Origin of the sequence: Bacillus sp. FSL W8-1143 (assembly GCF_037965155.1) — a bacterium.
Classification (GTDB): Bacteria; Bacillota; Bacilli; order Bacillales; family Bacillaceae; genus Bacillus; species Bacillus pumilus.
The window spans coordinates 1,318,917-1,340,961 of record NZ_CP150182.1; the positions used below are offsets into that span (position 1 = coordinate 1,318,917).

Genomic DNA, 22,045 nt, shown 5'->3' on the forward strand with positions numbered 1-22,045 from the left:
TAAGGCGCTGATAAAGCACTTGGAGAGGTTTTTTTATTGACCATATGCATGACGCAATCGAAAGGGGATTCCTAGTGAGTGAATTACTGGCAACATACGTATTAACACATCGAGAGGATGAACAAGTAAACCGAAAAGCGGAGCAGATCGCGCTTGGTTTAACAGTTGGATCATGGACGGATTTGCCGCAGCTCAAAAAAGAGCAGCTTCAAAAGCATAAAGGCCGGGTGGAAAAGGTATCAGAAAAGTTTGCTCCAGCCGAAAATGGCCTATATCAATCTGAGGTGACCATTGCTTATCCTGAGGCTAACTTTTCAGCGGATATTCCGGCCGTTTTGACGACGATCTTTGGAAAGCTTTCACTAGATGGAAAAGTGAAGCTAATCGACATTCAATTCTCGGATCGATTGAAAAGAAGTCTGCCAGGACCGGTATTTGGAATTGATGGCATACGAAAAAAAGTAGGCGTGTTTGATCGACCTTTGTTGATGAGTATTTTTAAAGGTGTCATTGGCCGTGATATGGCAGATTTAAAAGAACAGCTCCGTTTACAAGCATTAGGCGGCGTTGACTTTATCAAAGACGATGAAATTTTATTTGAGAGCCCACTAGCCCCTTTTGAAGAACGAATCAAAGAAGGAAAAAAGATATTAAAAGAAACATATGAAGAGACAGGGCACCGAACGCTATATGCCGTTAATTTAACAGGCAGAACCTTTGAACTAAAGGATCGAGCAAGAAAGGCAGCTGAGCTTGGAGCAGATGCACTCTTATTCAATGTTTTTGCCTACGGGTTAGATGTCATGCAAAGCTTAGCTGAGGATCCAGATATTCGATTGCCTATTATGGCCCATCCCGCAGTAAGCGGCGCTTTGACAACATCGCACGAATATGGATTCTCCCATTCTCTTCTTTTAGGTAAATTAAATCGATATGCTGGCGCTGATTTGAGTCTTTTTCCCTCACCGTATGGGTCGGTCGCACTTCCGAAAAAAGATGCCTTTGGAATCTATGAAGCTTGTGTAAAAGAGGATTCGGTTCAAAAAACGTTCCCTGTTCCGTCAGCAGGCATTCATCCTGGAATGGTTCCAGTTTTGATGAAAGATTTTGGACTCGATCATGTGATAAATGCTGGTGGAGGAATTCACGGACATCCGCGTGGAGCCATCGGCGGAGGGAAAGCATTTCGATCGATCATTGATGCGGTGATACATGGAGAGTCGATCCAAGAGAAGGCAGCTTCTTGCCAAGACTTAAAAGCAGCACTTGAACTATGGGGAAGGGTAGCAGAATAAATGAAAAAACCAATTGTATGTTGTGATTTTGATGGAACCATTACGAAAAATGATAATATCATTCGCATCATGAAACACTTTGCACCAAGTGAATGGACGAAGCTGAAGGACGATGTTCTCACAAAGGAGATCACCATTCAAGAAGGCGTCGGGCAGATGTTTCAATTACTGACGAGTGATCAAAAAGAAGCCATTCAATCGTTTATTTTAGAAGATACAGAGATTCGAGAAGGATTCAAGCAATTTGTTGATCATGTGAAAAAGGCTGATATTCCCTTCTATGTGCTAAGCGGCGGGATGGACTTTTTTGTTTATCCCATACTCGAGGGCATTGTGGATCGAGACGATATTTATTGCAATCATGCGTCATTTGGGGAAGAGCATATTCAGATTGAATGGCCGCATGCCTGCGATTCGCAATGTCAAAATGGCTGCGGATGCTGCAAGCCGTCAATCATTCGAGAGCTGACCTGTGAGAATGACTTCATTATCATGATTGGAGATTCAGTCACCGATGTGGAGGCGGCAAAGCATGCGGATCTCACATTTGCGCGTGACTACTTGCTAAACGAATGTAAAGAGCTCGGGCTTGTCCATCTAGAGTATGAAACATTTATTGATCTTAAAGCACAATTTGATCAAATAAAGGAAGTGAAGGAATGGCAGACGCAAAGAGCAAGCGCTGGCAGGAGCTAGCAGACGTCAAACGTGAACTGGCACAAAGAGACTGGTTTTACGGAACAAGCGGCAATTTATCGATCAAGGTGTCGGATGATCCAATCACGTTTTTGGTGACGGCAAGCGGTAAAGATAAACGAAAAGAAACAGATGAAGACTTTGTTTTAGTAAATGCAGCAGGTAAGCCTGTTGATCCGAACGAACCGCTTAGACCATCAGCTGAAACATTGCTTCACAACTATGTGTATGAGCAGACGAATGCAGGCTGCTGTCTCCATGTTCATACAATCGATAATAATGTGATGTCTGAGCTGTATGGGGATAGGGGCGAGGTTCGTTTCAAAGGAAACGAAATCATCAAAGCGCTTGGTTACTGGGAAGAGGATGCAGAAGTGTCGTTACCGATTATTGAAAATCCAGCCCATATCCCGCATCTTGCAGCACAATTTGCAAAGCATCTCACTGAAGAGTCGGAATCAGGTGCTGTGCTCATTCGAAATCACGGCATCACAGTCTGGGGAAAAACAGCCTCAGAAGCAAAACGAGTATTAGAGGCGTATGAATTTTTGTTTAGCTACCACTTGAAATTAACGCTTTATCAAAAGCAGCTTGTCACATAAAAAGGAGGAAAAGCACATGGCGACGATTTTGATTCATAACGAAGAGAACACATTACTTGAAAGCGAGCAAGAGGTGGCAGCCTATTTAGAAAACCAAGGGGTCATTTATGAGCATTGGGATATTGCAAAGCTTCCAAACCGATTATCAGAAAAGTATGATTTAACAGATGAGGAAAAGGAAGAGATTTTGACTGTTTTCCAAAAGGAAATCGAGAGTATATCTGAAAAACGAGGATACAAAGCGCAGGATGTGATTTCATTATCTGACGCCACACCAAACCTAGATGACCTGCTCCAAAATTTTCAGCGTGAGCATCACCATACAGATGACGAAGTACGCTTTATTGTAAGCGGACATGGAATCTTTGCCATTCAAGGTAAGGATGGCGTCTTTTTTGACGTGAGACTGAATCCAGGCGATTTAATTTCTGTTCCGCCACATATTCGTCACTATTTTACACTTCAAAAGGATCGAAAAGTGGTTGCCGTTCGCATATTTGTCACAACTGAGGGCTGGGTGCCAATTTACGAGGAAGAAAAGGTTTAATGACAAAAGCTGATCATTCCGCATGAGGCGGAAGATCAGCTTTTTTTTAGGGAAATAGACATAAAATGAGAAAGAAAATAGTTGATTTTGATCTTCTACATAGGATAAAATTCTGTTTAATCCATGTGTCAGTCCTGTCCAAATTTGAAGTTTACCCCCAAATATGATTGGGTAAGAGGTCTTTAGGCTGTAAAAAATTAAATAAAATTAGCATATTTAATTTAATTTACAAATAAAGTATAATTTTGGTGTCGGATCATTTTGAGCATAGACAGTCGAATTCATTGCGGGAGCTGAGATCATGAATATTTATGTAAGGAAAGAACAATTGCTAATGTCCATTGATGAGAAGAGAAAACAGATGGTAGAAGCTGCTCAAGCAGAAGGCTACACTGGTGAGACGACAATTAAATATAGTCAAGAACTGGACAACCTGATGAATGAGTATCAGCATCTCCTTTTTCATGAGAAACAATCTGCCCCCTCCTTTCATGATCTTGTATCTCAAATGAGTCTTCTATCTGTGAACCGTCCCTCTTATTGACATGAAAAAACCGGTCTTGCCTAAGCAAAACCGGCTGAATGTTTCAGCTATGCTGAGTGAGCAGAAGGAAGCATGATCATGACGGTTGTTCCTTTATTCACTTCGCTCTCGATATCAATTGTTCCGCCATACATCGAAATGATTCGTTTACACACAACAAGCCCAAGACCTGTCCCTTTTTCCTTCGACGTAATAAAAGGGAGGAAGATATGTTTTAACATTTCTTCTTGTATGCCTTCACCCGTATCCTTCACTTTAATAATGACATGTTCTTTTTCAGCCTCAATTAAAATCTTCAAATGACCGCCATTTGGCATCGCTTCTAACGAGTTCTTCGCTACATTTAATACGACTTGTTTAATGTGATCCTTTGTGCAATATACCCCAACATCTCGAATCGTATTAATTTGCAAATCAACCTCAACATTATAAAGGTTCGCCTCAGAGAAAACGATCGGCATGATCTCACTGACAATTTCTTTGACAGAGTTATTCTGCCATTTTTCTGCCGTTGGTTTCCCTAATACAAGAAACTCACTGACGATTTGATTGATTCGTTTAATTTCTTCTTCAATGACAGAAAAATAGAGCTGATCTTCTTCAGAGTGATACTTCTTTTGCAAAAGCTGTATAAATCCACTAATCCCTGTTAATGGGTTGCGAATTTCGTGTGCCGTACTTGCTGCGAGGGTTCCGATTAATTCAAGCTTTTGCGCTTCATTTTGGTGACGCTCCTGCTGGGTTTGACGCCTTAAAATGACATATTGAACAAGTGTGAATAAAATATTTAATAAAATAAAAGCACTGGATAAAGGGATCAGCATAACAGACAGCACTTCACCTGTAGAAGCGCGTTGCGGATAGACCTCTAGCTTCCAGCTGTTTTCATCTAAATATGTAGACACGGTGCTGCCATTTTCTGATGCTGGCTGTGGACCACTTGTAAACACGACATGTCCATTTTGATTCAGCATCTTAAAATGAAGATCAGGGTTCAATACATTCATAATATTTCTTAAATAATCAATTTGAATGGCGGCGACTAGCACATTGGTGACTTCTTCGTTTTCATCCAGCACAGGCACGCAAATGGAAAGAATCCGCTGTTTTGTAATTCGGCTCACATAGTTATCTGTGATCACCGTCTGCTTGGTCACTTGAATGCGCTTAAAGTAATCTCTGAATGATAGGTTGATTTTTTCCTTTAATGGTGTGGTGCTTACTGTTACATTTCCTTTTTTGTCTAGGAGATACAGGCCTGAAAAACGAGGTTCTTGTTTATAGATTTTCTCTAGGATGTTTTTTACTTTTTTCGTCTCAAGAGGCTGGTCAAATCCCATGGCAAGTGAAGTTAATCTCGCTTCTGTTTCACTAATTAAATAATTCATTTGGTTTTTGTGAATATTTAACATAAGTGTAGCAGTTTGTTTGTTTTTTAAGTCGATTTTTTCCGTTTCTTTTTCATAGATAAAATAACTAATGATTAGGGTTGGAATCATGACCAAAATAAGGTACAGCCTGATCTTCTTCCAAAACCCTTTCAGTATACTCATCATTCATCGCTCCAACGTATTACCTAATAGACTTATTATAGCATTGAACCTATGTTTATTACGATGACTTGTGTGATTTTTAAAAAATTAGGTGATTCGTTCTGGTCTCATTTTCATGCTAAAGATAGATCAAAATGTTGACATTTTACTTATTGTTTATTAATGTCACATTAGTGGGGTGTATTTCATAAAGGATGATAAAAAATGGAAAATCATAATGTTGAAAAATCTTTGAAATTATTTATTGTATTATCACGTGCCTATCGCTCAATTAATCATCACATGAACAAACATATTGTGAAGCACGGGCTGAATCCGACTGAATTTGCAGTATTAGAATTGCTGTATCATAAAGGGGATCAGCCGCTTCAGCAAATCGGTGATAAGATTTTACTTGCAAGCGGCAGCATCACGTATGTGGTCGATAAATTGGAGAAGAAAGAACTCCTTAGCCGTAAGGCTTGTGCAGAAGACCGCAGGGTCACATTTGCGCATATTACCGAGCAGGGACGAGCTTTGCTTGATGATATCTTCCCAGATCATGCGAAAGAAATTCATGAGATGATCAGTGTCCTGAGCGAAGAAGAGAAGGATGCCTGCATTGACATGCTTAAACATGTGGGACTGCGTGCAAAACATTTATATGATCATAAAGAATAAATAAAAAAGGAAGCCGAGGGCTCCCTTTTTTATTTTGCTTTTTTCTCAATCGGTAAAATAAGTACTTCTACGCGTCGGTTTTTACTTCTGCCTTCTGCTGTGTCATTTGAAGCGATTGGCTTGAATTCACCGAAACCTTTTGTACTAAAGTTTTCTTGGTTTAAATTGCTGTTCTCAAGAAGAATACTTAAAAAGTTTACAGCACGTATGGCACTTAAATACCAGTTGGATTCAAATTCTGAATTTCTGATCGGAACATTATCAGTATGTCCGCTAATGACGATGTCACGAGCGGGGTTAATGACGAGTAGTTTTGAGATTTCCTTTGCTAACGGGACATCTTGAGGTCGAATAATCGCCCGGCCAGAATCAAAGAAGATACTGTCTTCTATCGTAATGAGCAAACCTTCGTCCGTGAGCTTTGTTTCGAGCTTAGCTCCAAGTTTCTTATTGGCAATGAAGGAATCCACTTGCTTTTTGACCTTTGTGAGAACGGCATGATCTCGAGCTTTCGCTTGAGCTTCTTCATCTTCTTCAGCTGCTTTTTTGGTCTGGTTGCTATTTTCAGTTTCTTCAGTGCTTTGCATGCTGGTTTGATCCATGACACCTGTACCGCCCGTAAAGACGACATTAAAAGACTTGGCCATCTGTTCATACTTTGCCGCATCAATCGAACTTGATGCAAAAAGCACAATGAAGAGAGCGAGTAGAAGCGTCAGAAGATCGGCATAAGGGATCAGCCAAGATTCATCTACATGGTCATCGTGATCATGTTTTTTACGTTTCCTAGCCATTTTGTTTTTCTCCTTCTTCAATGACAAGATTTGCACGTTCTTTCGCTGGTAAGTACATGAGAAGTTTTTGTTCAATCACTTTTGGAGATTGACCTTCAAGAACAGAAAGGATCCCTTCAATCATAATTAGACGAAGTTTTACTTCTTCCTTTGATTTACGCTTTAGCTTGTTGGCAAATGGATGCCATAACACATACCCTGTAAAAATCCCAAGCAGTGTGGCAACGAAGGCTGCACTGATTGCATGTCCAAGTGCTTCAATATCTCCCATGTTAGCAAGTGCAGCAATAAGTCCGACAACGGCGCCAAGTACACCAAGCGTCGGAGCGTATGTACCGGCTTGTGTAAAGATTAATGCGCCTGACTGATGTCTTTCAGACATGGCGTCAACTTCCTCTGTTAAGACGTCGCGAATAAATTCTGCACTTTGACCGTCAACCGCCATGCTTAAGCCGTTCTTAAGGAAATCGTCATCTACTTCCTCAATGCTAGCTTCTAATGCTAAAAGACCTTCACGACGCGCAATTTGTGCCCAGTTTGAAAAAAGAGGGATCATTTCTTGAATCGTTGGAAGCTTGTTGTCTTTAAAAATTTTGCCGAACAATTTTGGTGTTTTCTTAATTTCACTAGATGGGAATGCGATGACAACAGCTGCAATCGTCCCAACCACAATGATCAATATAGCCGCTGGGTTGATAAGAGCGGTTAGACTTACACCTTTCAGAACCATACCGACACTCAGTGCAATAAATGCTAAAATAATACCTATTAACGATGTTTTGTCCATTATCTCACCAAATCCTTTAACTATCTTTTTCTATAGTTAATATCGGTGTCTTCTAGAAGGGTTTTAGTCTGAATATCAAATTAAGGCAGTTTCTGTGAAGAATTTTTGACGAAAGCGCTTTCTATTACCTTAAAAAAGAAACTCCCTCTGATATAAAGGGAGTTTCTTTTTTAATTTCTTTGAGCGGTTTCAATTAAAAGCAGCTCTTTTAATTTTTCCTCATACATGATTTTGACAAGATCATAGCTCCAATTCATCATGTGATCCACCTCTTTTTCTTTTATCTTAAAGGAATAGAGGCGGGGGAGCGTCGGCGTGCGGATGGAACTTAGACACCGCAACATGATGGAGCTATAGATCCTTCTTAAGATGTACTTATCCTTTTTTTACGACAATTTCGTTATCTTCAACTTCTACAGTAAATCCTGAAAGCTGTTCTTCTTCAAGCAATATTTCCGTCATTTGATCTTCAACATGCTCTTGAATGGTTCTTCGCAGTGGACGAGCACCAAATGCAGGATGGTATCCAAGTTCTGCAATTTTTTCTTTCGCTTCATTTGTCACATGGACTGTTAAATTTTGCTCTTTTAATTGTTCTGATAGCTCATTGAGCAAAAGATCCACAATCTTCACTAAATCATCTCGATCTAATGAATCAAACTGAATGATGCTGTCAAAACGGTTCAAGAATTCTGGCTTGAAATAGGCGCTAAGTGAATCAATGAGTGATTGCTCCTCAATTGCTTCTTCCTGATCAGACTGGAAGCCGACTTTGACCGTTTTATCTGTGCTGCCTGCGTTACTTGTCATGATGATGACCGTATCTTTAAAGCTGACGGTTCTACCTTGGCTATCTGTTAATCGGCCATCTTCCATGATTTGAAGGAACATGTGCTGCACATCAGGGTGTGCTTTTTCGATTTCATCCAGCAAAATGATGCTGTATGGTTTTCTGCGTACTTTTTCCGTCAGTTGACCCGCTTCATCATGTCCAACATAACCAGGAGGAGAACCGATGAGCTTAGATACTGAGTGTTTCTCCATGTACTCACTCATATCTAAACGGATGATCGCATCTCTTGAACCAAATAATTCTTCAGCTAGTGTTTTTGATAATTCGGTTTTCCCGACACCTGTTGGTCCAACGAATAGGAAGGAGCCAGTTGGTCTATGTTTCGATTTTAAGCCGGCTCTGCTTCTCTTCACAGCTTTCGCTACCTTTTCAACCGCATGTTCCTGACCGATCACTCGTGCTTTTAAGCGGACGTCAATTTCTTTCATTTTGGTTTGTTCGTCTGCTTGCAGTTTGCCGACAGGGATGCCTGTTTTTTGTTCCACAATGGCTTGAATGTCTTCTGCTGTGACGACATGTTCTTTGTCATTTGTTTTGTTTTGAAGTCTAGCTTCAATGGCCTCTTCTTCATCTCGAAGCTTCGCTGCTTTTTCGTATTGTTCTTCTTTTAAAGCGGCTTGTTTTTCAGCAGCAATTTCTCTCAGACGATTTGTTAGTTCATCTTCGCTTGCTGCATCAATGGAGAGGTTCGCTTTTGAACCTGCTTCATCCATTAAATCAATGGCTTTATCCGGCAGATGACGGTCTTGAATATACCGGGAAGATAATTGAACACACGCTTGAATGGCTTCGTCTGAATAGGTGACGCCATGGTAGCTTTCGTACTTATCTTGAATGCCTTTTAAAATTTCGATCGCTTCAGCTTGTGTTGGCTCATCTACAATGACGGGCTGGAAGCGTCGTTCAAGTGCGGCATCTTTTTCAATTTGACGATATTCTTTTAATGTCGTCGCACCTACTAGCTGGAGCTCGCCTCGTGCAAGAGCTGGTTTTAAGATGTTTCCAGCATCCATTGACCCTTCGGCAGATCCAGCGCCTACAAGAAGATGGATTTCATCTACAAATAAGATAATATTTTTACGGCTTTGCAGTTCTTTGATTAACTGCTTCATTCTTTCCTCAAATTGACCACGTATCCCTGTATTCGCTACAAGGGAGGAGACATCTAATAAATAGATTTGTTTGTTCTTTAATTTATTTGGTACATCGCCACTTGCAATTTTCAATGCAAGTCCTTCAGCGATCGCTGTTTTCCCAACACCTGGTTCACCAATGAGGACAGGATTGTTTTTATTTCTTCTATTTAAAATCTCAATGACTCTTGCGACTTCTTCATCACGGCCGATGACTGGATCAATTAAACCAGCATTTGCGCCATCTGTTAAATTGCGGCCAAGTTCATCAAGTAAGCCTTTTTGCTTTGGCTGCTCTACGTTTTGCGTATGTCCTGCTTGCTCTTGCCCAGAGAAGAATGAGCTTCCTCCGAACAATTGAGGTCCCATTTTCATTTTTGATTGCTCCATCAAAGAGGTGTAGCAGTCTTCACATAAAACCATTTGGCTCCGGGATGAATTCACTTGCATATTCAGGCGAATAGTTGCTTCATTTACTTGACAATGTTGACAACGCATTTGCCATGACCTCCTTATGATAAAAGTTTGACTTTATTTGACCAATGAATGTTAAAGAAAATGGTCTGTTGTTTGACCATCTTTGACTATAGTATACTCTGACCTATTTTGACTTTCAACTGTTTTGCTCAAAGGCGGGTGAAAATCCTTTTTTGCATTTAATCATGGTTTGTCCTTCTTTTCAAGGAACTTGTCTCATAGGATAAAAAAAGACAATCGAAAGTGATGGGTGCGGAGGGGTCACATGAAACGTTCAAATGAATCCGCTTTTCAGCTTGCCTTTGTATATGTAGGAACAGTGGTTGGAGCTGGGTTTGCGACCGGAAAAGAAATCGTAGAATTTTTTGTTCGTTTTGGCTGGATTGGATTATTCGGAATCTTGATTAGCGGCGCTATTTTTACTGGACTTGGGGCAAAAATGATGCTCATTTCTAAACGAATTGAAGCAGAGTCTTATCAAGATATGAACCGGTTTCTATTTGGCGCAGCTGCAAGCAGGTATATTAATGTCGTCATGTTTTTTATTTTATTAGGCGTCACTTCAGTGATGATTTCTGGCGCAGGTGCTATATTTGAAGAGCAGCTTGGCATATCGAAGGAATATGGGATCTTTTTGACGATCATTCTGAGCGTGATTGTGCTTTTGAAAGGATCAAAAGGATTATTTGGTGTCAATGTTCTCGTCGTCCCAATGCTTATTTTCTTTTCAATGATTGTGTTTCTTGATTCATTCGTTTTTAGCAGTAGTGAAAGTTATGTTCTTGCGCTGCAAATGGGTGAGGGAGAGTGGATTTTATCAGCTATCTCATATGGTGCTTTTAATTTGGCACTTTCTCAAGCAGTGTTAGTGCCCGTCGCAAATGAAATGACCTCTGAAGCGGTGATTAAAAAGGGAGCTGTGCTTGGGGGCGTCATGCTGACAATTATTTTATTTGTATGCTTTTTATCTCTTTCTTCATTAGATATGCTGGAGGCGTTTGATATTCCAATGGCTCAGGTCGTGTATCAAGTAGCAAATTCCATTCACCTCATTTATTTATTTGTGATCTTCGGCGAAGTCTTTACATCCGTCATAGGCAATTTATATGGACTTGAGAGACAAGTGAGGGCGTATATACGAATGAACAGTGTCTTGACAATATCCCTTATTCTCTTATGCTGCTATGTGATTAGTAAAATTGGTTACGGTACATTGATATCAACAGTTTATCCTATTTTTGGCTATGTGAGCATCTTTTTTATCCTCTTTCTTTTTCTAAAAAAAGTGCCTGCATCACATGATAATTAAAGAAAGGATAGCCTGCATGGAAAATATGTGGTACACTATCCTCTGTGAAAATTGAACAAAAATCCGTGTAAACGGGAGAGGTTCTAGCAAAACCCTCTATAAAAAACTAAGGACTTGCCGTATCCTTGGATGTGGCATTTTTTATTTTTTATGGCTGGGACACCTCATACACATGTAAAGGTGTCTTTTCTTTTGAGAAAAATAGGGGTTTTCATGAGCCTTTCAGATGCAGCTTTGTACGAGTGTATAGATCTGCAAAAGGAGGAGAACAGAAGATGAAAAATGAAAAAGCAGTCGTTGTCTTTAGCGGGGGACAAGACAGTACGACATGTTTATTATGGGCACTTCAACAATTCGAAGAGGTAGAAACCGTGACCTTTCATTATAATCAGCGTCATCAAGAAGAAATTGATGTCGCCAAAAGAATTGCTGACAAGTTAGGTGTGAAGAACCATCTATTAGATATGTCTCTTTTGAATCAGCTGGCACCAAATGCTTTAACAAGAGATGACATTGACATTGAGGAAAAAGAAGGAGAGCTGCCTTCCACATTTGTACCAGGAAGAAACTTAGTGTTCTTATCCTTCGCTTCTATTCTTGCGTATCAGATCGGTGCAAGACATATTATCACAGGTGTATGTGAAACAGACTTTAGCGGCTATCCAGATTGCCGTGACGAGTTTGTAAAATCTTGTAATGTCACAGTGAATTTGGCGATGGAAAAACCATTTGTCATCCATACACCGCTCATGTGGCTCAATAAAGCAGAAACATGGAAGCTAGCAGACGAGCTGAATGCATTAGATTTTGTGAAAAATGAAACGCTCACTTGCTATAATGGCATCATGTCTGATGGCTGCGGGGAATGTCCTGCGTGTAAGCTTCGGAAAAAGGGCTATGACACTTATATGGAAATGAAGGAGGCAAAATAAATGCTTTCTCAAATCTATCCACAAACGAATCATCCATACTCATTTGAATTGAACAAGGATATGCATATATCAGCTGCCCATTTCATCCCAAGAGAGGATGCAGGTGCTTGCAGCCGTGTACATGGTCACACGTACACCATCAATATAACCATTGCTGGAGATGACCTAGATGAATCAGGTTTCCTTGTCAATTTTAGTACACTGAAAAAACTTATTCATGGACAGTATGATCACACGCTGCTCAATGATCATGAGGAATTCTCATCAACCGATCCATACGCGATGCCTACTACAGAGGTTGTGGCAAAGACAGTCCATGACAAAGTCGCAGCATATTTATCGACTTTAGCAAATAAACCAGTATGTGTTCAGGTCTTTGTTAGGGAGACACCAACAAGCTACTGCATTTACCGGCCGAAACGAGTTGAACACAATGGCTAAAGCAATTCCTGTATTAGAAATCTTTGGTCCGACCATTCAAGGAGAAGGGATGGTCATTGGACAAAAAACCATGTTTGTCAGAACGGCTGGCTGTGACTACTCTTGCAGCTGGTGTGATTCCGCCTTTACTTGGGATGGATCAGCAAAGCATGACATTCAGTGGCTTCACGCAGAGGACATTGTCAAGGAATTAAAAAGAATAGGCGGACAGGCTTTTTCTCATGTCACCATTTCAGGGGGAAACCCTGCGCTTTTAAAACAAATGGAATCACTTATTGATTTGCTACACGAAGAAGGAATTGATACAGCGCTTGAAACACAAGGGACAATGTATCAGGACTGGTTTTTGAAAATTGATGATTTAACCATTTCTCCGAAGCCACCAAGCTCAAATATGAAAACAGATTTCGCGAAACTCACACGTATCATAGATGAGCTGAAAAACGGAAATAGATTGCAGCATGCAAGCCTGAAGGTCGTGATTTTTGACGATCATGATTTAGCCTATGCAAAGGATGTTCATGCGAAATATCCAGAGCTTCCTTTTTATTTGCAGGTAGGAAATGATGACACGACAACAGGTGATGATGCGTACTTATTGACGCACTTATTAAAGAAGTATGAAGCGCTTGTCGATCAAGTAGCGCAAGACCCAGACTTAAATCGCGTAAGAGTGCTGCCGCAGCTGCACACATTATTATGGGGCAATAAACGAGGCGTATAGAAAGGAAGAGACGACATGACGACAAGAAAACCAGAAGAATTAGAAGGTGTCACTTTACTAGGAAATCAAGGAACCAATTATTTGTTTGATTATGCACCACAAGTGCTTGAAACATTTCCGAATAAACATACAAATAGAGATTATTTTGTGAAATTCAACTGCCCAGAATTTACGTCACTTTGTCCGCAAACAGGTCAGCCGGATTTTGCGACAGTTTATATCAGCTATATCCCAAATGAAATCATGGTTGAAAGTAAATCATTAAAATTGTATTTGTTCAGCTTCCGTAACCATGGTGATTTTCATGAGGATTGTATGAATATTATTATGAACGATCTCATTGAATTGATGGACCCAAGATACATTGAAGTATGGGGCAAATTTACACCAAGAGGCGGTATTTCAATTGACCCGTACACGAACTACGGAAAACCTGGTACCAAATATGAAGAAATGGCTTCATATCGCATGATGAATCATGATATGTATCCTGAAACGATTGATAATCGCTAATAAAGGAAAAGACATGCCTAATGACATGTCTTTTTTTATGGGTTTGAATGGGATGAATTAGATTGAAGTGATAAAAAAAGAGAAGAGTCATGTCGCTCTCCTCATAAAAATGGGAATAGAACTTGCTAGGACGGCTGGGGGCTACCAGCTCGTAAATTTATTATACATGGCAGAACGTATGTTTGTAAAGGTAATTTGTGTTTTTTGCTTATCTTATTTGCTTTGAGATAAAATAGAGGCAATGAACGAATAACGGAGGCGTTTGAGTTGGCAAACAAAGAAGAAAAGACAGAGAAGCTGCTGATGGAACTAAAAGAAGAGCTTCAAATGCTCGAACATCAAAACAAAGAACGATATAAATGGAGTGCCTCCACATTGCTTGGAGTGATTGCACTTTTAATCGATAAAGGCGTTATCACCCCAGAGGAAGTTGACATGTACAAAACGAAAGCGGAAATGCAAACCTTTCATACGCAAAAAGACTGACACTAGTACAGGTGAAATAATAAGAAAAGGACATAACAAATTGATGAATCAATTTATGTTATGTCCTTATTTCTGCATCTATTTTTATGGTATTAAACAAGTTTATACATTAAAACATCGTCCCAGTATTCATGTTCACTTATTTTAAATTCTTTTATTTTACGACCTTCTTCTCTGAATCCCATCTTTTTGTACAAAGAAATGGTCTTTTGATTTGTAGAGAATACGGCTAAACTAACCTTTTCGATCGAAGGATTCATTTCTGCCCAATTTAATAACGCTGTTAGCAACATTTCCCCTACGCCTAAACCTCTAAAGCTCTTATGAACCATCAAACCAAATGAACCTGCGTGGGCAGTTCTTTTTCTATTTGATCCATTTTCAAATGCTATAAACCCAATGACTTTTCCGTCTTTTTGAGCAACTATGTACGTTTCGTTTTCGTTCTCTATTCTTTTTTGTATCCAAGCCTTGTGTTCTAAAAGGGTTTTTTTGTTTTCTTCAGGCGTTGTAAGTAAATAATCTGATTCAGCAATCACTGATGACTGTATGTCTAAAGTAGTTTCAGCGTCTTCCATATTCCCAAAACGCACAATGATATCATTTGAATTTTGCATTTTAGTTTCTCCTGTCTAGAGCTAATACTGCATCTCATCACTTTATAAAAATAGAAAGTTGTCTGAAATACTATTCACCTTTTCAACAAATAAATGAACAGCTTTGCTTCGTATTTACGTATGTATCGATAGTCTGAATTGAGGATTGCAAATTAATGTACGGAGTCTTTGATGATTTTATAGTTTTTATGATTAACGACTGTTAGTGAATCCAGTTCTAAATCTCTATAGTTGTCCATAATGGTGACATCCACAATGACAGAGTTTTCATTCACTTTTTCAACTACACCTGTTAAACCATTTCTAAATTCGATCACATTTCCAATTTTTGCAATCTTCAACCGATCCCTCTCCTTTAAAAACAGATTTCATTCCCTATTAAAAAGTATTTTGCAATATTTTCATACCAATGTAAAGGATAAAGACGTTTTTGTTTCGTTTTCGTTGTATGCTTTCCTAACGGATGATATATTTAATATTTGATGATGGCTGTAAAGGAGCGGTTTATTTGACGGAAGAACAAATGCTCACAATACTTGAATCGTTACGAAATGGGACAGAAAAGCAAGTGACCATTCAGAAAGATGATTTTTTAACGTTTCGTTCGATCTTGGTGAATCAAGATGATTTTAAGTATTTTCGCGGGATTGCGAAACATGGTGGAGATGTTATTTTTGAATATCTTACAGAAGCAAGAAGCTAAAGCTTTTTCTCATGAATGAGAGAAAGCTTTTTTATTTTAGTTCTTTTGTCACACTTCAAACGAGCTTGATACATCTGAAAAGAAAATGTAATAACCCATAATCAGGAGCATAAGGATGATGATAGGCGGAAAAGGGGTCTTTTTAAGCGCTAACAATTCCAGTTGATACGCAATTCAACTAGGACATGCCATTTAATGACGGAATTTGGTTAGGCATGCAAATCTTTGTGCGTGAAAATAGAAGGAGCTCTTGTTAGAGTGGACAAGTATCTTACCGCCTACTTTAATTAAAGGAGGAATGAGGCGAATGATGAAAATTCATACCGCTCTTTTTGTCATCCTTATGCTAATCGCAGCCATGAAGATGGACAACATACAAGAGCAGCAAGGCACATTAAGTCACGAACTTTCACAAGCACCTGTTAAGCATGAGCTTTCATATATAGATCAAGATGAACACGATCAAGTCATCCCAGCATTTTCAGAGGAGAAGCGTCAGCCGAAAGTCAAAATGCTAAGTACGTCTTCAGAAAAAATGTCTTCAAAACCGAAGCAAAAGAAAAGAGTAAAATCAGAAACGACGAACGAGGAAAGCGCCAAACGCTATTCTAATGAGGAAATGGAACTGCTCTCACGATTGGTACATGCTGAAGCGAAAGGTGAATCTTACGCAGGTAAAAAAGCTGTGGCAAGCGTCGTCTTAAACAGGGTGGAGCATCGCTCTTTTCCTGACAGTGTCAAAGGTGTTATTTATCAGCGAAATGCTTTCCAGCCAGTATCGAATGGAAGCATTCATGATAAAGCAGATCAAGATTCTGTTAAAGCTGTGAAGCAAGTAGTGAAAGAACATGACAGAACAACAAAGGCCATTTATTTTTATAATCCCAAAACGGCAACAGATAACTGGATTCGTTCTCGCAAAATTGTAGAACGTATCGGTCGTCACGTATTTGCTGTATAAAGAAATGAAGCGATCAATCAGATCGCTCTTTTTTTTGTCTTCATTTATCAAAATATTTTCAGGACTTGTCTCATAGAATGTGAAAAGAATTTGCTTTAGATAAAGGGGAGGCTACATGAATCGATTTGTAAAAGGGGTCATTCTGCTATCTGTCGCAGCTTTCATTGCGGAGTGTATAGAGTTTTTAGTCAATATGATTTTAGCGAGAGAGCTTGGAGAACATGGAATGGGTCTATATATGAGTATCCTTCCAATCATCATGCTGGTCCTCGTGATTGCCAGCTTAGAGCTGCCAGTCTCCATTTCTAAATTCATTGCAGAATCGCATGAGCGGCTCCATAAAAGTATGCTCCGCCATGCGTTTAAAATGACGCTTGTGGTGACATGTACAACAACGGGGATCGCTGCGATTGTCCTGCCGTTCATTCCAGTGTTTCAGTCGTATCATCCGCTCATGAAAGGGCTTGTGCTGTCTCTTATTCCAATTATTGCGTTTACCTCGATTGCACGCGGCTATTTTATGGGAAAGCAGCAAATGGGCAGGATCGCTCTTGCCAATATGCTGAAGAAAACGATCCAGCTTATCTGCCTGTTTTTGTTCTTCCATTGGTATTCGTTTGATATTGAAACAGCGGTACTCATTGCCATCGGTGTCATTGTCGCGAGTGATCTTGTCGTCTTTATTTATTTATACTCCCAATACGTCATGGCGAAAAATGCTGTCAATGTCAGGTCTGTTGAATTAAGAGGAATTGACGTGAGAAAGCGCCTATTAGCTGTCTCCATTCCAACAACGGGCATGCGGATTTTTCATGCGATCGCAAATGCGATAGAACCGTTTTTAATCAAAGGTGCCCTTATTGCTGCAGGCATCTCTGGCACACTTGCTGTTGATCATTACGGCATGCTGGCTGGTGTCGCGATGTCGATCGGTTTTTTCCCTGCATTTATCGCTCATTCCATCATGATTGTGATGATTCCGAGTGTATCTGAAGCCTATGCTTTAGGTCAGTATGCCCTTGTGAAAAAACGTGTCAGGCAGGCAATAATCATTACGTTTGGGTACGGGGTACCGGCAGTGATGGTGATGTATTATTTTGCTTATCCGCTCACACAGCTCTTTTTTGATTCACCGCAAGCTGCTGTCTACTTACAGCTGCTTTGGCCATACTTTTTATGCCACCTGTTTGTGATGCCATTTCAAGCGTGCTTAATCGGTATGGGGCTCATTAAAGATGTGTTCCTACATAATATATGGGTGCATGTCGTCTCGTTTTCAATGGTGTATTTTCTCGGGTCAATTGAAAGCTTGAATATGATGGGGGTTATATTAGGGATGAATACGGGCATGCTCCTCTTGACTGCACTGCATTATGCGACGATTTGTAAGGAGCTCGGCGTTTCCATGTTTCTTAGAATGAAAAAAGCTTGAATGTCCTCTTCGTCGAGCGGGCAAGCTATAAGAAAACTGGGAAGGAAGATCCTGATGAATCGTAAATATCTACCCGCCAGTCTTCTTATAATGACCCTGCTTCTATTACTCATAGGCAGCGAGGCTGAAGCGAAAGAGCCCGTTATGGCGCCAAGGATAGAGGCTCCTACATTAACTGGTGAAACGCAGATGATTCCGGCGAAAGGAAAAAAGACCATTTTGCATTTTTGGACAACTTGGTGCCCGTCCTGCAAAATGGAGCTGCCCGTATTTGACCAGATCGTGAAAGAAAATCAGAGTGATGTTGATATCTTAACGGTGAATTTACTAGGGGCTGAACAAAGTAAACATGCGGTTGCCCAATTTGTGAAAGACAGAAAGTTTACATTCCCGGTCATACTAGATGAGCGAGGGGAAATGATGAAGAAATACCAAATCATCACCATTCCAACCAGCTTTTTGATAAATGAAAAAGGGGAAATTGTGAAAAATCATGTAGGTCCACTGACGAAAAAACAAATCAAGGAGTGGACGGATTTTTAGAACGAAACATGATTTCAAGAACCAAGGATCATTCCTTTGGTTCTTTTTTGTGTTCAATTGCTTTTCATCTGAATAAACTGTGCTCAGAAGAGAAAGGGTCTATATCAATAATGATAATTATTATCAAAAAGAAATTATAATAATTATTAATTGAAAATCGGTCAGAACCTGTTATAATGAATAACAGACCTATAAAAAGCTTGAAATAGCAGAAAATATAGATGAAAAAAGGAAACGGGCAACAATTGATGATGTGAAAACCATTATCAATTAGAGAGGAGAAAACAATCATGAATGAGAATACAGCACTTTATCAAACAACAAATCAAAAGGAATCGAAATGGTCCCTTCATCAATGGGCACAGCACGGAGAATTAATAGCAGCGGGTATCTCGGGGATTCTCATTTTGGTTGGATGGATGTTAAAGGATGAGAGCATGTGGAGTATTCCTTTATTTATCCTTGCGTTTATAATTGGAGGTTTTGCAAAAGCGAAGGAAGGAATTGAAGAAACCATTTCGTCTAAAAGCTTGAATGTTGAACTTTTAATGATTTTTGCAGCTATAGGCTCAGCAATCATTGGATATTGGGCAGAGGGCGCGATCTTAATTTTTATTTTCTCACTTAGTGGTGCGCTTGAAACGTATACATCAAATAAAAGCAAGAAGGATTTAACAGCTTTAATGAGCATCGCACCAGATGAAGCGACTTTCATTGAAGAAAATGGTACGACCATTCAAGTCTCTGCTTCATCATTAACACCAGGTGACCGTATCATGATCAAAGCTGGGGAACGTATTGCAGCAGATGGTGTGATTTTAAGCGGAAGAACAAGTGTGGATGAATCTGCGCTTACGGGCGAGTCTGTGCCCCAAGAAAAAGGGCAAGGCGAAGATGTGTTTGCGGGAACAGTGAACTTAAATGGTTCCTTAACAGTAGAAGTGACCAAACATAATGAAGAAACGCTTTTCCATAAAATTATTAAACTTGTCGAATCGGCTCAAGAAAGTGTGTCACCAAGCCAGGCATTTATTGAAAAATTCGAAGGTGCGTATGTAAAAGGTGTACTGATCACCGTCGCGATTTTAATGGTTCTGCCTCATTTTGTACTAGGCTGGAGTATGAGTGAAACCTTCTACCGGGCCATGGTGTTTATGGTCGTAGCATCACCTTGTGCGCTTGTTGCATCCATTATGCCAGCTGCTTTGTCACTGATCTCAAACGGCGCAAGAAACGGAATGCTTGTTAAAGGGAGCGTCTTTTTAGAAAAGCTAGGCACTAGCAGCATGATTGCTTTTGACAAAACGGGGACGATTACAAGCGGAAAGCCAGCTGTAGAGCAGGTGGTGATCGCTAAAGGACAAGAGGAAGCGGCCTTTTATCAGGCGCTTTATCAAATTGAAAATCAATCAAACCATCCATTAGCGAAAGCGATCTCTGATATGGCACAAGAGCAGCAAATAGAAAGATCAGCTCATGTCACCATTGAAGAAACCTCTGGTTTTGGTGTAAAGGCACAATTGAATGGAGAAACGTGGCGGATTGGGAAGAAAGACTTTGCTGGCAAGGCTTCAATGGACCGCGAGATTGAAGAAACAGGAGAGCATCTTTCTGAAAAAGGATACACAGTGGTGTATGTTCAAAAGGATCAAGAAGTCGTTGGGTGCCTTGGCCTTAAAGATCAAATGAGACCTGAAGCGAAAAAAATGATTCAAGAGCTGAATGATTTAGGCATCCAAACCGTCATGCTGACAGGAGATCAGCAAAAAACGGCTGAAGCCATTGCGCAGGAAGCCGGCATCCAAAAGGTTGTTGCTGGGTGCCTTCCAGATGAAAAGGTACATGAGGTCAATCAACTTAAAAAACACGGTAATTCCATCATCATGGTAGGAGACGGAATCAATGATGCACCGGCACTCGCCACAGCAGATGTGGGGGTTGCGATGGGCGGAGGCACAGACGTGGCTTTAGAAACAGCAGATCTGATCTTAATGAAGAATAATTTAAATAACTTAACGAAGATGATCCGTCTTTCAAGAAAGATGAACCGAATTATTAAGCAAAATATTATTTTCTCATTAACGGTGATTTGTTTGTTAATTTGTGCGAATTTCTTACAAGTGCTTGATTTGCCTTTTGGCGTCATCGGGCATGAAGGAAGTACGATTTTGGTTATTTTAAATGGACTGCGTCTGCTTCGTGCATCTTAAGCAAATCATCATAGCGCACTTGGCTTCTGCCAGTGCGCTTTTGTGCGAAATAAAGCAAAAACTGATACAATAGATCAGTAGTAAAACGTGTGAGGAGGATCACGATGAACCGAATGAAGAGCTTGTCTTCTTGGCTAAAGGAAAAAGACATTCAAGGTGCATTTATACATACAAAGGAAAATGTGTTTTATCTATCTGGATACTTCACAGAGCCGCATGAAAGAGTAATGGGGCTGTTTGTGTTTCAAGAGGCAGATCCATTTTTTATTTTGCCTAAAATGGAAGTCGAGCAGGCGAAAAATGCTGGGTGGTCAGGCGATATCATTGGTTATGAAGACCATGAGAATCCATTTGATTTCATTCAGTCAGCAGTAGAAAAACGCGGTGTAAGAGCAACTCGACTTGCAATTGAAAAAGAGTCGATTCCGCTTCAAAGAGCAGAACAGCTTCAAGCTGCCACTGGGGCAGAAACTTTTGTCCGGGCAGAAGAAGAGCTCAATCAGCTAAGGCTGATTAAAGATGAATCTGAAATTGCTACACTGAAAAAAGCAGCTCAATTGGCAGATGAAGGGGTAAAAATTGGGGTGAACGCCTTAAAAGAAGGAGTCACCGAAACAGAAGTGCTCGCTGTCATTGAATATGAGCTAAAGAAAAAAGGCATTCAAGGCATGTCCTTTTCGACGATGGTTCTCTTTGGCGAAAAATCAGGAGAGCCTCACGGAAATCCAGGACAGGCAGCCTTAAAAAAAGGCGACTTTGTGTTATTTGACCTTGGAGTCATTGTTGATGGGTACTGCTCAGACATTACAAGAACATTCATCTATCAGGAAGCTTCTGATCAGCAAAAGGACATCTATCAAACCGTCCTGAACGCAGAAATGGCAGCACTAGAAATGAGTAAGCCGGGTGTGAGAATTGGGGACCTGGACTTAAAAGCACGCGGGCTGATCACAGAAGCTGGATATGGAGACTATTTCCCTCACCGCCTTGGGCATGGTCTAGGGGTGTCTGTTCATGAGTTTCCTTCGATGAGCCAGGCAAATGATGATTTTCTCCAAGAAGGCATGGTGTATACGATCGAACCTGGGGTCTACGTCCCAGGAGTCGGCGGCGTCAGAATTGAAGATGATGTATTGATCACAGCAGACGGTCCAGTCACTTTAACCAATTATCCGAAAGAGCTGACGATCATCAAGTAATAAAAAAATCACGATGAACGTCCATGTCTTGGAA

24 protein-coding genes and 1 riboswitch are annotated in these 22,045 nt (G+C 40.2%); of the genes, 18 read left to right on the plus strand and 6 right to left on the minus strand.

Translation table 11 applies throughout. The features are described from left to right. The first annotated feature begins 74 nt into the window (after positions 1-74). The 5 genes from mtnW to NSQ36_RS06525 all read left to right on the plus strand — a co-directional run bounded on the left by mtnW (position 75) and on the right by NSQ36_RS06525 (position 3,684). Positions 75-1,295, plus strand: coding sequence for a 2,3-diketo-5-methylthiopentyl-1-phosphate enolase (gene mtnW / locus NSQ36_RS06505; protein WP_339207055.1), 1,221 nt, complete (start codon positions 75-77; stop codon positions 1,293-1,295). After that, on the plus strand, positions 1,296-1,991 hold the full coding sequence (locus tag NSQ36_RS06510) for a 2-hydroxy-3-keto-5-methylthiopentenyl-1-phosphate phosphatase (RefSeq protein WP_050945170.1): 696 nt from the start codon (positions 1,296-1,298) through the stop codon (positions 1,989-1,991). Then, positions 1,955-2,593: a methylthioribulose 1-phosphate dehydratase gene (locus NSQ36_RS06515; protein WP_003210888.1), complete on the plus strand. Its 639-nt coding sequence runs from the start codon at positions 1,955-1,957 to the stop codon at positions 2,591-2,593. Before NSQ36_RS06510 ends, NSQ36_RS06515 begins: the two co-directional genes overlap by 37 nt. Before the next feature lie 16 nt (positions 2,594-2,609). Then, positions 2,610-3,140, plus strand: a complete 531-nt coding sequence (locus NSQ36_RS06520; protein ID WP_113386965.1) for a cupin domain-containing protein — start codon at positions 2,610-2,612, stop codon at positions 3,138-3,140. A 301-nt stretch (positions 3,141-3,441) separates the two neighbouring features. Continuing rightward, entirely contained in the window at positions 3,442-3,684 is a 243-nt protein-coding gene (locus NSQ36_RS06525; protein WP_003211198.1) for an aspartyl-phosphate phosphatase Spo0E family protein, read from the plus strand. A 47-nt stretch (positions 3,685-3,731) separates the two neighbouring features. Here NSQ36_RS06525 and NSQ36_RS06530 read toward each other — a convergent pair whose 3' ends face one another. After that, positions 3,732-5,237, minus strand: a complete 1,506-nt coding sequence (locus NSQ36_RS06530) for an ATP-binding protein (protein ID WP_309216591.1) — start codon at positions 5,235-5,237, stop codon at positions 3,732-3,734. 204 nt (positions 5,238-5,441) lie between these two features. Between NSQ36_RS06530 and NSQ36_RS06535 the strand changes: the two genes are divergently transcribed. Beyond that, complete coding sequence (locus tag NSQ36_RS06535; protein WP_003211701.1) at positions 5,442-5,897, plus strand: MarR family transcriptional regulator; 456 nt, start codon at positions 5,442-5,444, stop codon at positions 5,895-5,897. Between the two features lie 29 nt (positions 5,898-5,926). Here the strand turns inward: NSQ36_RS06535 and motB are convergent, their stop codons facing one another. The 3 genes from motB to NSQ36_RS06550 all read right to left on the minus strand — a co-directional run bounded on the left by motB (position 5,927) and on the right by NSQ36_RS06550 (position 9,962). Beyond that, positions 5,927-6,691: a flagellar motor protein MotB gene (gene motB / locus NSQ36_RS06540; protein ID WP_003211671.1), complete on the minus strand. Its 765-nt coding sequence runs from the start codon at positions 6,689-6,691 to the stop codon at positions 5,927-5,929. After that, a complete protein-coding gene (gene motA / locus NSQ36_RS06545) occupies positions 6,684-7,478 on the minus strand; it encodes a flagellar motor stator protein MotA (protein ID WP_003212085.1) in 795 nt (264 codons plus the stop codon). The genes motB and motA overlap by 8 nt, the downstream gene beginning before the upstream one ends. A 375-nt stretch (positions 7,479-7,853) precedes the next feature. Continuing rightward, positions 7,854-9,962 (minus strand): ATP-dependent Clp protease ATP-binding subunit, encoded by a 2,109-nt coding sequence (locus tag NSQ36_RS06550; RefSeq protein WP_309216594.1) that lies wholly within the window; start codon positions 9,960-9,962, stop codon positions 7,854-7,856. Positions 9,963-10,206: 244 nt separating this feature from the next. On the opposite strand from NSQ36_RS06550, the gene NSQ36_RS06555 reads away from it, so the two are divergent. From NSQ36_RS06555 to NSQ36_RS06580, 6 genes are all read left to right on the plus strand, one after another. Then, positions 10,207-11,250: a hypothetical protein gene (locus NSQ36_RS06555; protein ID WP_335355804.1), complete on the plus strand. Its 1,044-nt coding sequence runs from the start codon at positions 10,207-10,209 to the stop codon at positions 11,248-11,250. Between the two features lie 71 nt (positions 11,251-11,321). Beyond that, positions 11,322-11,366: riboswitch (PreQ1 riboswitch) on the plus strand. Positions 11,367-11,525: 159 nt separating this feature from the next. Continuing rightward, positions 11,526-12,182 carry a 7-cyano-7-deazaguanine synthase QueC gene (gene queC, locus NSQ36_RS06560; protein ID WP_003211973.1) on the plus strand — a complete coding sequence of 219 codons (657 nt, stop codon included), beginning with the start codon at positions 11,526-11,528 and terminating at the stop codon, positions 12,180-12,182. After that, positions 12,183-12,623 carry a 6-carboxytetrahydropterin synthase QueD gene (gene queD, locus NSQ36_RS06565; protein WP_003211826.1) on the plus strand — a complete coding sequence of 147 codons (441 nt, stop codon included), beginning with the start codon at positions 12,183-12,185 and terminating at the stop codon, positions 12,621-12,623. It abuts the gene before it with no gap. After that, positions 12,616-13,347 (plus strand): 7-carboxy-7-deazaguanine synthase QueE, encoded by a 732-nt coding sequence (queE, locus tag NSQ36_RS06570; RefSeq protein ID WP_050945163.1) that lies wholly within the window; start codon positions 12,616-12,618, stop codon positions 13,345-13,347. The genes queD and queE overlap by 8 nt, the downstream gene beginning before the upstream one ends. Positions 13,348-13,362: 15 nt before the next feature. Then, complete coding sequence (queF, locus tag NSQ36_RS06575) at positions 13,363-13,860, plus strand: preQ(1) synthase (protein WP_003211403.1); 498 nt, start codon at positions 13,363-13,365, stop codon at positions 13,858-13,860. Positions 13,861-14,127: 267 nt separating this feature from the next. Beyond that, positions 14,128-14,346 (plus strand): hypothetical protein, encoded by a 219-nt coding sequence (locus NSQ36_RS06580; RefSeq protein WP_044139792.1) that lies wholly within the window; start codon positions 14,128-14,130, stop codon positions 14,344-14,346. 92 nt (positions 14,347-14,438) lie between these two features. On the opposite strand, the gene NSQ36_RS06585 is transcribed toward NSQ36_RS06580, so the two are convergent. Together NSQ36_RS06585 and NSQ36_RS06590 are read right to left on the minus strand one after the other, a co-directional pair. Next, positions 14,439-14,963 (minus strand): GNAT family N-acetyltransferase, encoded by a 525-nt coding sequence (locus NSQ36_RS06585; protein ID WP_327840586.1) that lies wholly within the window; start codon positions 14,961-14,963, stop codon positions 14,439-14,441. Between the two features lie 152 nt (positions 14,964-15,115). After that, the gene (locus NSQ36_RS06590) at positions 15,116-15,304 is read right to left on the minus strand and encodes a DUF2187 family protein (RefSeq protein WP_003211747.1); all 189 of its coding nucleotides are present in this window, start codon (positions 15,302-15,304) and stop codon (positions 15,116-15,118) included. Between the two features lie 167 nt (positions 15,305-15,471). On the opposite strand from NSQ36_RS06590, the gene NSQ36_RS06595 reads away from it, so the two are divergent. From NSQ36_RS06595 to NSQ36_RS06620, 6 genes are all read left to right on the plus strand, one after another. Further along, complete coding sequence (locus tag NSQ36_RS06595) at positions 15,472-15,666, plus strand: hypothetical protein (protein WP_003212409.1); 195 nt, start codon at positions 15,472-15,474, stop codon at positions 15,664-15,666. 307 nt (positions 15,667-15,973) lie between these two features. Next, entirely contained in the window at positions 15,974-16,627 is a 654-nt protein-coding gene (locus NSQ36_RS06600; RefSeq protein WP_003211234.1) for a cell wall hydrolase, read from the plus strand. A 115-nt stretch (positions 16,628-16,742) separates the two neighbouring features. After that, positions 16,743-18,059 carry a polysaccharide biosynthesis protein gene (locus tag NSQ36_RS06605; protein WP_309216599.1) on the plus strand — a complete coding sequence of 439 codons (1,317 nt, stop codon included), beginning with the start codon at positions 16,743-16,745 and terminating at the stop codon, positions 18,057-18,059. Positions 18,060-18,113: 54 nt separating this feature from the next. Beyond that, positions 18,114-18,602 carry an endospore biogenesis thiol-disulfide oxidoreductase StoA gene (gene stoA / locus NSQ36_RS06610; RefSeq protein ID WP_253622669.1) on the plus strand — a complete coding sequence of 163 codons (489 nt, stop codon included), beginning with the start codon at positions 18,114-18,116 and terminating at the stop codon, positions 18,600-18,602. Between the two features lie 290 nt (positions 18,603-18,892). Then, a complete protein-coding gene (locus tag NSQ36_RS06615; RefSeq protein ID WP_253622668.1) occupies positions 18,893-20,812 on the plus strand; it encodes a heavy metal translocating P-type ATPase in 1,920 nt (639 codons plus the stop codon). Positions 20,813-20,916: 104 nt separating this feature from the next. Then, positions 20,917-22,011 (plus strand): Xaa-Pro peptidase family protein, encoded by a 1,095-nt coding sequence (locus NSQ36_RS06620; protein WP_253622667.1) that lies wholly within the window; start codon positions 20,917-20,919, stop codon positions 22,009-22,011. Positions 22,012-22,045 lie beyond the last annotated feature (34 nt).

What these genes read in the sequence shown, in the direction of transcription:
- NSQ36_RS06510 (WP_050945170.1), top strand. Translation starts at nt 1,296, where the DNA reads ATGAAAAAACCAATTGTATGTTGTGATTTTGATGGAACCATTACGAAA.
- NSQ36_RS06515 (WP_003210888.1), top strand. Translation starts at nt 1,955, where the DNA reads ATGGCAGACGCAAAGAGCAAGCGCTGGCAGGAGCTAGCAGACGTCAAA.
- NSQ36_RS06520 (WP_113386965.1), top strand. Translation starts at nt 2,610, where the DNA reads ATGGCGACGATTTTGATTCATAACGAAGAGAACACATTACTTGAAAGC.
- NSQ36_RS06525 (WP_003211198.1), top strand. Translation starts at nt 3,442, where the DNA reads ATGAATATTTATGTAAGGAAAGAACAATTGCTAATGTCCATTGATGAG.
- NSQ36_RS06530 (WP_309216591.1), bottom strand. Translation starts at nt 5,237, where the DNA reads ATGAGTATACTGAAAGGGTTTTGGAAGAAGATCAGGCTGTACCTTATT.
- NSQ36_RS06535 (WP_003211701.1), top strand. Translation starts at nt 5,442, where the DNA reads ATGGAAAATCATAATGTTGAAAAATCTTTGAAATTATTTATTGTATTA.
- motB (WP_003211671.1), bottom strand. Translation starts at nt 6,691, where the DNA reads ATGGCTAGGAAACGTAAAAAACATGATCACGATGACCATGTAGATGAA.
- motA (WP_003212085.1), bottom strand. Translation starts at nt 7,478, where the DNA reads ATGGACAAAACATCGTTAATAGGTATTATTTTAGCATTTATTGCACTG.
- NSQ36_RS06550 (WP_309216594.1), bottom strand. Translation starts at nt 9,962, where the DNA reads ATGCGTTGTCAACATTGTCAAGTAAATGAAGCAACTATTCGCCTGAAT.
- NSQ36_RS06555 (WP_335355804.1), top strand. Translation starts at nt 10,207, where the DNA reads ATGAAACGTTCAAATGAATCCGCTTTTCAGCTTGCCTTTGTATATGTA.
- queC (WP_003211973.1), top strand. Translation starts at nt 11,526, where the DNA reads ATGAAAAATGAAAAAGCAGTCGTTGTCTTTAGCGGGGGACAAGACAGT.
- queD (WP_003211826.1), top strand. Translation starts at nt 12,183, where the DNA reads ATGCTTTCTCAAATCTATCCACAAACGAATCATCCATACTCATTTGAA.
- queE (WP_050945163.1), top strand. Translation starts at nt 12,616, where the DNA reads ATGGCTAAAGCAATTCCTGTATTAGAAATCTTTGGTCCGACCATTCAA.
- queF (WP_003211403.1), top strand. Translation starts at nt 13,363, where the DNA reads ATGACGACAAGAAAACCAGAAGAATTAGAAGGTGTCACTTTACTAGGA.
- NSQ36_RS06585 (WP_327840586.1), bottom strand. Translation starts at nt 14,963, where the DNA reads ATGCAAAATTCAAATGATATCATTGTGCGTTTTGGGAATATGGAAGAC.
- NSQ36_RS06600 (WP_003211234.1), top strand. Translation starts at nt 15,974, where the DNA reads ATGATGAAAATTCATACCGCTCTTTTTGTCATCCTTATGCTAATCGCA.
- NSQ36_RS06605 (WP_309216599.1), top strand. Translation starts at nt 16,743, where the DNA reads ATGAATCGATTTGTAAAAGGGGTCATTCTGCTATCTGTCGCAGCTTTC.
- stoA (WP_253622669.1), top strand. Translation starts at nt 18,114, where the DNA reads ATGAATCGTAAATATCTACCCGCCAGTCTTCTTATAATGACCCTGCTT.
- NSQ36_RS06615 (WP_253622668.1), top strand. Translation starts at nt 18,893, where the DNA reads ATGAATGAGAATACAGCACTTTATCAAACAACAAATCAAAAGGAATCG.
- NSQ36_RS06620 (WP_253622667.1), top strand. Translation starts at nt 20,917, where the DNA reads ATGAACCGAATGAAGAGCTTGTCTTCTTGGCTAAAGGAAAAAGACATT.